General features: G+C 73.1%; 8 protein-coding genes. 7 read left to right on the top strand and 1 reads right to left on the bottom strand.

The window, feature by feature from the left end; genetic code table 11:
- Window positions 1-110 precede the first annotated feature (110 nt).
- Window positions 111-1,445 (bottom strand): 4-aminobutyrate--2-oxoglutarate transaminase, encoded by a 1,335-nt coding sequence (gene gabT, locus ACZ7LY_RS21985; protein WP_471626354.1) that lies wholly within the window; start codon window positions 1,443-1,445, stop codon window positions 111-113.
- Window positions 1,446-1,729: 284 nt separating this feature from the next.
- Here gabT and ACZ7LY_RS21980 point away from each other — a divergent pair, with 284 nt between their 5' ends.
- The 7 genes from ACZ7LY_RS21980 to ACZ7LY_RS21950 all read left to right on the top strand — a co-directional run.
- Window positions 1,730-3,859, top strand: coding sequence for an ATP-binding protein (locus ACZ7LY_RS21980; protein WP_471626353.1), 2,130 nt, complete (start codon window positions 1,730-1,732; stop codon window positions 3,857-3,859).
- A gap of 565 nt (window positions 3,860-4,424) precedes the next feature.
- A complete protein-coding gene (locus ACZ7LY_RS21975; protein ID WP_471626352.1) occupies window positions 4,425-6,074 on the top strand; it encodes a PucR family transcriptional regulator in 1,650 nt (549 codons plus the stop codon).
- Between the two features lie 207 nt (window positions 6,075-6,281).
- Window positions 6,282-7,727, top strand: a complete 1,446-nt coding sequence (locus ACZ7LY_RS21970) for an aldehyde dehydrogenase family protein (RefSeq protein ID WP_471626351.1) — start codon at window positions 6,282-6,284, stop codon at window positions 7,725-7,727.
- Window positions 7,728-7,939: 212 nt separating this feature from the next.
- Window positions 7,940-9,880, top strand: coding sequence for an acyl-CoA dehydrogenase family protein (locus tag ACZ7LY_RS21965; RefSeq protein WP_471626350.1), 1,941 nt, complete (start codon window positions 7,940-7,942; stop codon window positions 9,878-9,880).
- 64 nt (window positions 9,881-9,944) lie between these two features.
- A complete protein-coding gene (gene dxr, locus ACZ7LY_RS21960; RefSeq protein WP_471626349.1) occupies window positions 9,945-11,231 on the top strand; it encodes a 1-deoxy-D-xylulose-5-phosphate reductoisomerase in 1,287 nt (428 codons plus the stop codon).
- Window positions 11,228-12,529: a M50 family metallopeptidase gene (locus ACZ7LY_RS21955; RefSeq protein WP_471626348.1), complete on the top strand. Its 1,302-nt coding sequence runs from the start codon at window positions 11,228-11,230 to the stop codon at window positions 12,527-12,529. The genes dxr and ACZ7LY_RS21955 overlap by 4 nt, the downstream gene beginning before the upstream one ends.
- Window positions 12,530-12,688: 159 nt before the next feature.
- A partial coding sequence (locus ACZ7LY_RS21950; RefSeq protein ID WP_471626347.1) for a flavodoxin-dependent (E)-4-hydroxy-3-methylbut-2-enyl-diphosphate synthase occupies window positions 12,689-13,242 on the top strand: 554 nt, incomplete at its 3' end.

Raw genomic sequence — 13,242 nt, 5'->3', positions numbered from 1 at the left:
GAGGTGTCTCTCTCATCTGCGAAAACCGTACGGCAGGGTGTGCGGGGAGGACAGCGGCTTGGCCAACACGCCATCGCCCCCGCACACCTTCTTCACACGGCCCGACGCCCTCAGAGAGCGGCGAGCGCGTTCTCGATGACGTCCAGGCCCTCGTTGAGCAGGTCCTGGCCGATCACCAGCGGCGGCAGGAAGCGCAGCACGTTGCCGTAGGTGCCGCAGGTGAGGACCAGCACGCCCTCCGCGTGGCACGCCTTGGCCAGCTCGGCGGCGGCCTGCGCGTGCGGCTCCTTGGTCTCCGGGTCCTTCACCAGCTCGATGGCGATCATCGCGCCGCGGCCGCGCACGTCACCGATGACGGAGAACTTCTCCTGCATCGCCGACAGGCGGGACTTCATCGTGGCCTCGATCTCCTTCGCCTTGGCGTTGAGGTCGAGCTCCTTCATCGTCTCGATGGCGCCGAGCGCGCCGGCGCAGGCCACCGGGTTGCCGCCGTAGGTGCCGCCGAGGCCGCCCGCGTGCGCGGAGTCCATGATCTCGGCGCGGCCCGTCACGGCGGCGAGCGGGAGACCGCCCGCGATGCCCTTGGCGGTCGTGATCAGGTCCGGGACGATGCCCTCGTCCTCACACGCGAACCACTGGCCGGTGCGGCAGAAGCCGGACTGGATCTCGTCCGCGACGAAGACGATGCCGTTGTCGTTGGCGAACTTCACCATCGCCGGCAGGAAGCCCTTGGCCGGCTCGATGAAGCCGCCCTCGCCGAGCACCGGCTCGATGACGATCGCGGCGACGTTCTCGGCGCCGATCTGCTTCGTGATGTTGTCGATCGCCTGCGCGGCGGCCTCGGGGCCCGCGTTCTCGGCGCCGGTCGGCCAGCGGTAGCCGTATGCCACCGGCACCCGGTAGACCTCGGGGGCGAACGGGCCGAAGCCCTGCTTGTACGGCATGTTCTTCGAGGTCATGCCCATGGTCAGGTTGGTGCGGCCGTGGTAGCCGTGGTCGAAGACGACGACCGCGGTGCGCTTGGTGTACGCGCGGGCGATCTTGACGGCGTTCTCGACGGCCTCGGCGCCCGAGTTGAACAGGGCCGACTTCTTCGCGTGGTCGCCCGGCGTCAGCTCCGCCAGCGCCTCGGCGACGGCCACGTACCCCTCGTACGGCGTGACCATGAAGCAGGTGTGCGTGAAGTCCTGGAGCTGCGCGGAGGCGCGGCGGACCACGGCCTCGGCGGAGGCGCCCACGGAGGTCACGGCGATCCCGGAACCGAAGTCGATCAGACGGTTGCCGTCGACGTCCTCGATGATGCCGCGGTCCACCCGGGCGGTGAAGACCGGCAGCGTGGATCCCACACCGGCCGCCACGGCGGCGACGCGGCGCTGCTGCAGCTCCTGCGACTTCGGGCCGGGGATGGCGGTGACGACGCGGCGCTCCTGCGGGATGTCGCTCATGCGGGGCTCCTGGTTCCGGGATGGGCGTGGACACCGGTGCGGTGCCGGTTTCGCCGGGTTGTACGGGGGTTTCCTCGCAGGTTAGGTGCGGGGTCGGGGGCCGGTCATGCTCCATCGGGGTGGGATTACCGGCCAGTGTTGTCCGACTTGGACACATCGGGGGAGCGGTACGCCGGGGACCAGGACCGGCCGATGGGCCGCGTATGCGGTGAACTCCCTTGGCGCGGGCATTAAATTGAGGCCGATCCGCCGTACGAGCAGCGCGCCGAGCAGGGGGCAAGGTCATGGACACCGAGGGAACGCAGAGCGCGGGCGGCGGCGCCGGGGAGCCGGGCTTGCGTCCCGGAGCCGCCGTACCCCCGCCGAGGCCCTCCTACGCCCCGGGGCAGGCGCACGGCGACGACGGCGGGATCGGGGCCGGCACCACCTTCCTGACCTGGCTGCGCACCCCCCGCCCGGCCGCCGCGCCCGGCGTGTGGCGCTTCGGCCACCGCCCGCGCCCCGAGCGCGAGCCCGAGCGCACCCCCACCCGGCAGCTCGTCAGCGGCGCCCTGATCGCCTTCCTCGTCGGCTGGCTCGTCTGGTCGCTCCTGTGGAACGGCTACCTCGGCGGCTGGTGGCTGCTGCCGCTGTACGCGATGGTCCCGGACTCCTGGGCCTCCCCGCACTCCTTCGCCTCCGTCGTCGTCGTGTACCTCTACTACGCGATCTTCGCCGTCGGCATCATGGTCGGCGTCGGGCGCCTCGGCCGCTGGGGCGAGATCTGGCGCCGCTTCGGCTACCCCGCCTGGCGCGGCACCGCCCCCGCCGCCGTCGAGCGCCCGCCCGCGCCCGAGGAGGACCCGGCGCGCTGGCCCCAGCTGCGCGAGGCGGGCGCCGTCGAGGCCGCCGAACGGCTCGCCGCCGACGCCCGCGCCGGCCTGATGCGGGACGTCGACCACGCCCGTATCACCCGCGCCTGGCAGGGCGTCAAGCGCGGCCGGCACACCCTCGCCGGGTTCGTCGCGGCCGTCACCCAGGACGGCGCCGCCGCCTGCCCGCACCCCTCCAGCGCCCGCGACCTGCCGCACCGCTCCGCCCCGCACGACCTCGCCACCGCCCAGGTCCGCCTCGGCACGGCCGCCGACGACGAGCGCAACCCGTACGGCTACCGGGGCGTCGGCCTCGGCGTCGGACCCGACCTGCTCGGTACGTCCCTGCTGGCCGTGGGGCCGCCCGGCGCGGGCAAGACCGGCAGCGTCGTCTGGCCGCTCGCCGAGTCGCTGTGCCTGGGCGCGCTCGCCGGGCGGGCCGCCGTGGTCGTCGTCGGCGCGGCCGGCGCGGGCCTCGGCGCCGCCGACGCCTACGACCTCGTCGTCCGCGTCGGCAGCCCCGACTCCGCCTACGACCTCGACCTGTACGGGGGCAGCACCGACCCCGACGAGGCCGCCGCCGTGCTCGCCGAGGCGCTCGTCGGCGACCTCGCCGACCCGCACCCCGGCAGCGACAGCCGCCGCGCCACCACCGTCCTCGCCCAGCTCCTCGGCCCCTACCGCGCCGTCCACGGGCGCTTCCCGCCCGTGCCCGAGCTGCGCCGGCTGCTCGACGGGACGCCCGCCGCGCTCGACGCGCTGCGCGAGGCGCTCACCGGGTCCGGGCACGACGCGATGCTGCGCGAACTCGACGCGCGGGAGCGTCAGCTCGGCCACCCCGGTGACGTGGGCGCCGTCCTCGCCGACCGGGTCGCGCTCCTTGACCGGCCCGCGTTCGCCCCGTTCTTCGACACCACCGGCCGTACCAGCGCCTTCACGCCCGCCCTGCTCGACCGGCCCGTACGGGTCCGCGTGGACCTGCCCGAACGCGGACACGCCGACGCGTCCCGCATCCTGGCCCGGCTCGTCCTCGCCCAGTTCATCGCCGGGGTCGCCGCGCGCGAGGACCGCTCCCTGTTCGCGTGCCTCGTCCTCGACGACGCCACCGGCACCGTCACCCCGCAGGCCGTCCGCGGCATCCAGCGGCTGCGCTCGGCCAACGCGGGCGCGGTCCTCACCCTGCGCACCCTCGACGACGTGCCCCGGCCGTTGCGCTCGCCGCTGCTCGGGGCCGTGGGGTGCCGGATGGCGCTGTCGGGGCTCACGCCCTGGGACGGGCAGGACTTCGCCGAGGTCTGGGGCAAGGAGTGGACGGAGACGCGCGACGTCACCGACCGGCAGATCATCGCGGAGACGCCGGCGGGGAAGGCGTTGCACGCCGTGCGGAGGGTGATCACCGGGCGGGCGCCCACGGCTCGGGCGGTCACGGTGCGGAAGGTTGAGCGGGAGAGGTGGTCGGCGTCCGATCTCGCGCATGCGGTGCCGCCGGGGCATGCGGTGCTTTCGCTCACCAGCGTCCGGGGGGAGCATGCGCCGCCGCTCTTGGTGAACTTGCGGGGGTAGCGCTTCGCGGGCGGGTCCTTGGTCTGACGGCACGCCGTGGTTACTCGCGCAGTTCCCCGCGCCCCTGTCGGGGCGGACCTGTGCGTGGTCACCTGCGGGCCGGTGGGGGCTGGTCGCGCAGTTCCCCGCGCCCCTGTCGGGGTGGACCTGTGCGTGGTCACCTGCGGGCCGGTGGGGGCTGAGCGCGCAGTTCCCCGCGCCCCTTCGGGGCACTACCGTGCGTGGTCATCCGCGGGCCGGTGGGGCTTCTCGCGCAGTTCCCCGCGCCCCTGAAGCATGCACTGCGTGCAGCTTCCCCCGGAGGGAAGCGGGGCTTCGCCCCAGCTTCCCCAGGGGGGAGGTGGCGACGCAGTCGCCCCTCCAGGGGCGCGGGGAACTGCGCGCTCAGCCCCCACCGGCCGAAAGATGACCACGCACCGGTCGTGCCCCACGAGGGCGCGGGGAACGGTGAAGCCGGCGCTGCACAGAGTTCCCGTACAGTGAGGAACAATCGGCACTGGTCGTTCATACGCACCGGCCAAAAGCTTCAAAAGCTTCACCACCCCGATACGACCTTGAAGGCCCGATGCCGCCCACGCTCGCCTCCCTCGTCCACCACTCCGCACTCAAACTCACCGTGCGCGCGGGCGAGGACCACCTGGACACCCCCGTCCGCTGGGCCCACGTGAGCGAACTCGCCGACCCCGTGCCCTACATGGACGGCGGCGAGCTGCTGCTCATCACCGCCCTCAAACTGGACGCCGAGGACCCCGAAGCGATGCGCCGCTACGTGAAGCGGCTGGCCGGCGCCGGCGTCGTCGGCATCGGCTTCGCGGTGGGCGTCAACTACGACGACGTACCGGACGCACTCGTCCAGGCGGCCCGCGCCGAGGGCCTGCCGCTGCTCGCGGTGCCGCCCCGCACCCCGTTCCTGGCGATCAGCAAGGCCGTCTCCGCCGCGATCGCCGCCGACCAGTACCGCGCGGTCACCTCCGGTTTCGCCGCCCAGCGCGAGCTGACCAAGCAGGCGCTGAACGAAGGCCCCGAGGGCCTGCTCTCCGTACTCGCCGCGCAGATCGACGGCTGGGCCGCGCTGTACGACGCGTCGGGCGCCGTCGTCGCCACCGCCCCCGAGTGGGCGGGCCGCCGCGCCGCCCGCCTCACCGCCGACGTCGAACGCCTGCGCGAGCGCCCCGCGCCCGCCAGCTCCGTCGTCGCGGGCGGCGACGACTCCGACGACGGCGACGACCGCGTCGAACTGCACTCCATCGGCACCGGCCGCCGCCCGCGCGCCGCCCTCGCCGTCGGCACCGCCGCCGCCCTCGGCACCGCCGAGCGCTACGCCCTGCACTCCGCCATCGCCCTGCTCACCCTCACCACCGAACGCTCCCGCGCCCTGTACGCCGCCGAACAGCGCATCGGCGCCGCCGTCCTGCGGATGCTGCTCGCGGGGGAGCCCGACCACGCCCGCGCCGTCGCCGGCGACCTGTACGGCGCGCTGCTCGACGCGCCGTTCCGGATGGTCGTCGCCGAGGCCGTCGCCGCCCCGCCCCGCGCCCTCGCCACGCCCGCGAGCGCCCCCGCCGGCACCGCGCTGCTGCTCGCCGAGGCCGTCGCCGCGGCGGGCGAGGACCCCGTGTCCGCGCTCGCCGACCTCGTGGAGTCCGCCGCCGCTCGCGCGGGCGAGGCCGTCCTCGTCGTCCCCGACGGCGAACGGCTCGTGCTGCTCGCCGTGGACGGCGGCGCCGCCGTCGACGCCTGCCAGCAGTACGCCGAGGCCCTGGAGGCGACCCGCACCGAAGGCTCCTCCGGCGAGGAACTCGTCATCGGGTTCTCCGCGCCGGCCGGGCCGATCGCGGCGGCGACCGCGTTCAAACAGGCCGAGCAGGCGCTGTCCGTGGCCCGCAGGCGCGGCCGGGTCCTGGTCGAGCACGAGGACGTGGTCGCCGGTTCCGTCCTGCCGCTCCTCGCCGACGACGCCGTACGGGCCTTCGCCGACGGCCTGCTGCGGGCGCTGCGCGACCACGACGCCACCGGGCGCGGCGACCTCGTGGCCTCGCTGCGGGCCTGGCTGTCGCGGCACGGCCAGTGGGACGCCGCCGCCGCCGACCTCGGCGTCCACCGCCACACCCTGCGCTACCGCATGCGCCGCGTCGAGGAGATCCTCGGCCGCTCCCTCGACGACCCGGACGTCCGCATGGAACTGTGGCTCGCCCTCAAGGCGACCGGCGCCTGAGCACCCGCGCCCCCGGCCCGGCACCCCCGCCCCGGCACCCGCGGAACGCCGGGGCCGGCCCCCCCGTACGCGCCCTGGGACTCCGCCGCGGACAAACCCGTACCCCCCACCACTCCACCCTGGACAAACACGCGGCCCTGTACCCCGCCCTACCTTTGTGCCAGCACGCATCACCACCACGCGACACGGAGAGGCCGGTACACGAACATGACCGCCACCCACGCCTTCTGGCTCGCCGGCCGCCAGGCCACCGGGGACGAGACCTTCGAGGTCCACAACTCCTACGACGGCCGTCTCGTCGGCACCGTCGCCGTCCCCACCGAGGCCCAGGTCGAGGAGGCCGTCGCCGCCGCCCACGCCGTGGTGGACGAGTTCGCCGCCACGCCCGCGCACGTCCGGGCCAAGGCCCTCAACCACGTGGCCGACCGGCTGACCGAGCGCACCGAGGAGATCGCGCAGCTCATCTCGGCCGAGAACGGCAAGCCCATCAAGTGGGCGCGCGGCGAGGTCGGCCGCGCCGTCTCCGTGTTCCGCTTCGCCGCCGAGGAGGCCCGCCGCTGGAACGGCGGCGAGGCCCAGCGCCTCGACACCGACCTCGGCGGCCAGGGCCGCCTGGCGCTGACCCGCCGCGTCCCCAAGGGCGTCGTCCTCGGCATCGCGCCGTTCAACTTCCCGCTGAACCTGAGCGCCCACAAGGTCGCCCCGGCCATCGCCGTCGGCGCCCCGATCATCCTCAAGCCGGCCCCGGCCACCCCGATCTCCTCGCTGATCCTCGGCGAGCTGCTCGCGGAGACCGACCTGCCCGCCGGCTCCTGGTCGGTCCTGACCGTGCCCAACGACCGGATGCCCGCCCTGGTCCAGGACGAGCGCCTGCCCGTCATCTCCTTCACCGGCTCCGGCCCGGTCGGCTACGCGATCATGGACAGCGTCCCGCGCAAGCACTGCACGCTGGAGCTGGGCGGCAACGGCGCGGCCGTCGTCCTCGCCGACTACGCCTCCGAGCAGGACCTGGACTGGGCCGCGACCCGCATCGCGACCTTCTCCAACTACCAGGGCGGCCAGTCCTGCATCTCCGTGCAGCGCGTCATCGCCGACGCGGCCGTCTACGACCGCCTGCTGCCGAAGATCGTCGCCGCCGTCGAGGCGCAGGTCACCGGCGACCCGGCCGACGACGCCACCGAGGTGGGCCCGCTGGTCAGCGAGGACGCCGCCAAGCGCGTCGAGTCCTGGGTCACCGAGGCCGTGGACGCGGGCGCGAAGCTCCTCGCGGGCGGCAAGCGCGACGGCGCCACCTACGCGCCGACCGTCCTCGCCGACGTACCCGCCGACGTCACGATCTCCTGCGAGGAGGTCTTCGGCCCGGTCCTCACGGTGAAGAAGGTCGACGGCGAGGCCGAGGCGTTCGCCGCCGTCAACGACTCCAAGTACGGCCTCCAGGCGGGCGTGTTCACCCACGACCTCCAGACGGCCTTCCGCGCCCACCGCGCCCTGGAGGTCGGCGGCGTGGTCGTCGGCGACGTCCCCTCCTACCGCGCCGACCAGATGCCGTACGGCGGTGCCAAGCAGTCCGGCGTCGGCCGCGAGGGCGTGCGCTACGCCATGGACGACTACACCTACGAGCGCGTCCTCGTCCTCACCGGCCTCGCCCTGTGACGAGCCTCTGAGACGAGCCTCTGAGACCCGGCGCGCGCCTGTTCCGCGCGCCGCACGGCGAAGGCCGGAGCCCACTGTGCGGGGGCTCCGGCCTTCGCATGTGAGGCGTCCCAGCACTGGCCGAGGCCGCCCGGATCGGGTACATACGATCGAGTAGCACCGGTCGGCAGCGGGACGGGCCGGTGACCCCGATTCGCGGCGAGGTGAACCTCATGTCCGCAACACCCCAGCACCCGGCGAAGGTCTCCGAACGGGAGGCCCGGCAGGTCGCCGAGGCCGCCCGTGAGCAGGACTGGCACAAGCCGAGCTTCGCCAAGGAACTCTTCCTCGGCCGCTTCCGGCTCGATCTGCTCCACCCCCACCCCCAGCCGGCCGCCGAGGACGTCAGGCGCGGCGAGAAGTTCCTCGCGGACCTGCGCGTCTTCTGCGAAACCCAGGTCGACGCCGCCCGCATCGAACGCGAGGCGCGCATCCCCGACGAGACGATCCGGGGCCTGAAGGAACTCGGCGCGCTCGGCATGAAGATCGACACCCGGTACGGGGGCCTCGGCCTCACCCAGGTGTACTACAACAAGGCGCTCGCCCTCGTCGGCTCGGCGTCCCCCGCGATCGGCGCGCTGCTCTCCGCGCACCAGTCCATCGGCGTACCCCAGCCCGTGAAGACCTTCGGCACCCAGGAGCAGAAGGACGCCTTCCTGCCGCGCTGCGCCCGCACCGACATCAGCGCCTTCCTGCTCACCGAGCCCGACGTCGGCTCCGACCCGGCGCGCCTGGCCACCACCGCCGTGCCCGACGGCGACTCCTACGTCCTCGACGGCGTGAAGCTGTGGACGACCAACGGCGTCGTCGCCGACCTGCTCGTCGTCATGGCCCGCGTGCCCGCGTCCGAGGGCCACAAGGGCGGCATCACCGCGTTCGTCGTCGAGGCCGGCTCCGAGGGCATCACCGTCGAGAACCGCAACGCCTTCATGGGCCTGCGCGGCATCGAGAACGGCGTGACCCGCTTCCACCGCGTCCGCGTCCCCGCCTCGAACCGCGTCGGACCCGAGGGCGCCGGGCTCAAGATCGCCCTGACCACCCTCAACACCGGGCGCCTGTCCCTGCCCGCGATGTGCGTCGGCGCCGGCAAGTGGAGCCTGAAGATCGCCCGCGAGTGGTCGGCGGCCCGCGAGCAGTGGGGCAGGCCCGTCGCCTTCCACGAGGCCGTCGGCGCCAAGATCAGCTTCATCGCGGCGACCACCTTCGCCCTGGAGGCCGTCGTCGACCTCGCCTCCCAGATGGCCGACGAGAACCGCAACGACATCCGCATCGAAGCCGCCCTCGCCAAGCTCTACGGCTCCGAGATGGCCTGCCGCATCGCCGACGAACTCGTCCAGATCCGCGGCGGACGCGGCTTCGAGACCGCCGCCTCCCTCGCCGCCCGGGGCGAGCGCGCCGTCCCCGCCGAGCAGCTCCTGCGCGACCTGCGCATCAACCGCATCTTCGAGGGCTCCACCGAGATCATGCACCTGCTCATCGCCCGCGAGGCCGTCGACGCCCACCTCTCCGTCGCCGGCGACCTCATCGACCCCGACAAGACCCTCACCGACAAGGCGCGGGCCGGCGCGAAAGCCGGCGGCTTCTACGCCCGCTGGCTCCCGAAACTCGTCGCGGGACCGGGCCAACTCCCGCGCTCCTACGCCGAGTTCCACCCCGCGGGCCACCCCGACCTCGCCACCCACCTGCGCTACGTCGAACGCTCCGCGCGCCGCCTCGCCCGCTCCACCTTCTACGCCATGTCCCGCTGGCAGGGCCGCATGGAGACCAAACAGGGCTTCCTCGGCCGCGTCGTCGACATCGGCGCCGAACTCTTCGCCATGAGCGCCGCCTGCGTCCGCGCCGAACACCTGCGCGCCACCGGCGACCACGGGCGCGAGAGCTACCAACTCGCCGACGCCTTCTGCCGCCAGGCCCGGATCCGCGCCGACGAACTCTTCGCACGCCTGTGGACCAACACCGACGACCTCGACAACCGCGTCGTCAAGGGCGTCATCGGCGGCGCCTACACCTGGCTGGAGGACGGCGTCGTCGACCCCAGCGGCGACGGCCCCTGGATCGCCGACGCCACCCCGGGACCGAGCACCCGCGACGACGTCCACCGCCGGATCGGCTGAACCAGGGCCTCTCCTTCCCCGGGCCCTGTCACGTACGGCCCCGGCCGCGCGCAAGAATGGGGGGATGACCGACAGCTCCGTCAGCCCGTCCCCCCTCGCGGACCCGCACCTCGTCTTCGACCCGGCGCCCCTGCACGCCGGCGCCGCGCCCCGGGACATCGTCGTCCTCGGCTCCACCGGCTCGATCGGCACCCAGGCCATCGACCTGGTGCTGCGCAACCCGGACCGGTTCCGCGTCACCGCCCTCAGCGCAGCGGGCGGCCGGGTCGGGCTCTTGGCCGAGCAGGCGCACCGGCTGCGCGTACGCACCGTCGCCGTGGCCCGCGAGGACGCCCTGCCCGCGCTGCGCGAGGCGCTCACCGCGCTGTACGGGCCCGGCGAGCCGCTGCCCGAACTCCTCGCGGGACCGGACGCCGCAACGGAGATCGCGGGACGCGGCGACTGCCACACCGTGCTCAACGGCATCACCGGCTCCATCGGCCTCGCGCCGACGCTCGCCGCGCTGAAGGCGGGCCGCACGCTCGCCCTCGCCAACAAGGAGTCGCTGATCGTCGGCGGCCCCCTCGTCAAGGCCCTCGCCGCGCCCGGCCAGATCATCCCCGTCGACTCCGAGCACGCGGCCCTGTTCCAGGCGCTCGCGGCGGGCTCCCGCGCCGACGTCCGCAAGCTCGTCGTCACCGCGTCCGGCGGCCCCTTCCGCGGCCGGACCAAGGCGGAGCTGGCCCAGGTCACCGTCGAGGACGCCCTCGCCCACCCCACCTGGGCGATGGGCCCGGTCATCACCGTCAACTCCGCGACCCTCGTCAACAAGGGCCTCGAAGTCATCGAGGCGCACCTGCTGTACGACATCCCCTTCGAACGCATCGAGGTCGTCGTCCACCCCCAGTCGTACGTCCACTCCATGGTCGAGTACGTCGACGGGTCGTCGATCCTCCAGGCGACCCCGCCCGACATGCGCGGCCCCATCGCCATCGGCCTCGGCTGGCCCGAGCGCATCCCGGACGCGGCCCCCGCCTTCGACTGGACCAAGGCGTCGAGCTGGGAGTTCTTCCCCCTGGACACCGAGGCGTTCCCGGCCGTGGGACTCGCCCGGCACGTGGGGCGGCTCGCGGGGACGGCCCCGGCGGTGTTCAATGCGGCCAACGAGGAGTGTGTGGACGCGTTTTTGAAGGGCGCCCTGCCCTTCACCGGGATCATGGACACCGTGACACGGGTCGTCGAGGAACACGGCACACCGGAAGCGGGAACTTCCCTGACGGTCGCGGACGTCCTCGAAGCGGAGACCTGGGCGCGCGCCCGGGCCCGGGAACTGACAGCGACGGACCGGACGGCCGCGGAGGCTCGTGCATGACGACCTTGATGATGATCCTCGGCGTAGTCGTCTTCGTGGTGGGTCTGCTCGTCTCCATCGCCTGGCACGAGCTGGGGCACCTGTCGACGGCGAAGCTGTTCGGCATCCGCGTACCGCAGTACATGGTCGGCTTCGGGCCCACGCTCTTCTCCCGCAAGAAGGGCGAGACCGAGTACGGCGTCAAGGCCGTCCCGCTCGGCGGCTACATCCGCATGATCGGCATGTTCCCGCCCGGCCCCGACGGCCGGATCGAGGCGCGTGCCACCTCGCCGTTCCGCTCGATGGTCGAGGACGCGCGCGCCGCCGCCTTCGAGGAGCTGGAGCCCGGCGACGAGTCCCGCCTCTTCTACACGCGCAAGCCCTGGAAGCGCGTCATCGTGATGTTCGCGGGCCCGTTCATGAACCTGATCCTGGCCATCGGCCTGTTCTTCACGGTCCTCATGGGCTTCGGCATCACCCAGCAGACCAACGTGGTCGAGTCGGTCTCGCCCTGCGTCATCAAGGCCAGCGCCCACCGCGACTCCTGCAAGGCCGGCGACCCGCGGTCCCCGGCCGAGGCGGCGGGCCTGAAGCCGAAGGACAAGATCATCTCCTTCGGCGGGGTCACCACCGAGAAGTGGAACACCCTCTCCGACGAGATCCGCCGCAGCGCCGGCAAGACGGTCCCGATCGTCGTCGAGCGCGACGGGAAGCGGCAGACCCTCACCGCGAAGATCGCCACGAACCAGGTCGCCAAGAAGGACGCGGGCGGGCAGATCACCGACGGGTACGTGAAGGCCGGCTTCCTCGGCTTCACCGCCGCCACCGGCGTCGTCCACCAGGACTTCGGTGACTCGGTGACCTGGATGACCGACCGCGTCGGCGACGCCGTCGACTCCATCGTCGCCCTCCCCGCGAAGATCCCGGCCCTGTGGGACGCGGCGTTCGGCGACGGCCCGCGCGCCGCGGACTCCCCGATGGGCGTGGTCGGAGCGGCCCGCGTCGGCGGGGACATCGCGGCGCTCGACATCCCGCCCACCCAGAAGGTGGCCATGTCGCTGATGCTGGTCGCCGGCTTCAACCTGTCGCTGTTCCTGTTCAACATGCTGCCGCTGCTGCCGCTGGACGGCGGACACATCGCGGGCGCGCTGTGGGAGGCGCTGCGCCGGAACCTGGCGAAGGTCTTCCGCCGCCCCGACCCCGGCCCCTTCGACGTGGCGAAGCTCATGCCGGTCGCCTACGTCGTCGCCGGGATCTTCGTCTGCTTCACGATCCTCGTGCTCATCGCGGACGTCGTGAACCCGGTGAAAATCACCTGATCACGGGCGCCGCGACGGCGTACGGGACGGCCGGGCGCCCAGGGCGTCCGGCCGTCACCCTTCGGGTGGGATTGCGGGGCGCGATGTGCTGTGCCGGGCGGCGGTGACGTAATCTCGGAAGCCTCTGGACTCGATCCACACCTTGGGGTTGCACAGCAGATGACTGCGATTTCACTCGGCATGCCGGACGTACCGATCAAGCTCGCCGAGCGGCGCAAGAGCCGTCAGATCCAGGTCGGTACCGTCGCGGTCGGTGGGGACGCCCCCGTCTCGGTCCAGTCGATGACGACGACGCGTACGTCGGACATCGGGGCCACGCTCCAGCAGATCGCGGAGCTGACCGCGTCCGGCTGCCAGATCGTGCGCGTCGCCTGCCCGACGCAGGACGACGCGGACGCGCTGCCGGTGATCGCGAAGAAGTCGCAGATCCCGGTCATCGCGGACATCCACTTCCAGCCGAAGTACGTCTTCGCCGCGATCGAGGCGGGCTGTGCGGCTGTCCGGGTCAACCCGGGCAACATCAAGCAGTTCGACGACAAGGTCAAGGAGATCGCCCAGGCGGCGAACGACCACGGCACGCCGATCCGTATCGGGGTCAACGCGGGCTCGCTGGACCGCCGCCTGCTCCAGAAGTACGGCAAGGCGACGCCGGAGGCGCTGGTCGAGTCGGCGCTGTGGGAGGCGTCCCTGTTCGAGGAGCACGGCTTCCGGGA

It is taken from the genome of Streptomyces sp. NPDC107550 (assembly GCF_055639095.1).
The sequence above is the reverse complement of the archived record's forward strand: the minus strand, read 5'-3'. Positions and strand labels throughout refer to the sequence as shown.

Excerpts from the sequence above, each read along its gene's own strand:
- gabT (WP_471626354.1), bottom strand. The coding sequence starts at position 1,445 with ATGAGCGACATCCCGCAGGAGCGCCGCGTCGTCACCGCCATCCCCGGC.
- ACZ7LY_RS21980 (WP_471626353.1), top strand. The coding sequence starts at position 1,730 with ATGGACACCGAGGGAACGCAGAGCGCGGGCGGCGGCGCCGGGGAGCCG.
- ACZ7LY_RS21975 (WP_471626352.1), top strand. The coding sequence starts at position 4,425 with ATGCCGCCCACGCTCGCCTCCCTCGTCCACCACTCCGCACTCAAACTC.
- ACZ7LY_RS21970 (WP_471626351.1), top strand. The coding sequence starts at position 6,282 with ATGACCGCCACCCACGCCTTCTGGCTCGCCGGCCGCCAGGCCACCGGG.
- ACZ7LY_RS21965 (WP_471626350.1), top strand. The coding sequence starts at position 7,940 with ATGTCCGCAACACCCCAGCACCCGGCGAAGGTCTCCGAACGGGAGGCC.
- dxr (WP_471626349.1), top strand. The coding sequence starts at position 9,945 with ATGACCGACAGCTCCGTCAGCCCGTCCCCCCTCGCGGACCCGCACCTC.
- ACZ7LY_RS21955 (WP_471626348.1), top strand. The coding sequence starts at position 11,228 with ATGACGACCTTGATGATGATCCTCGGCGTAGTCGTCTTCGTGGTGGGT.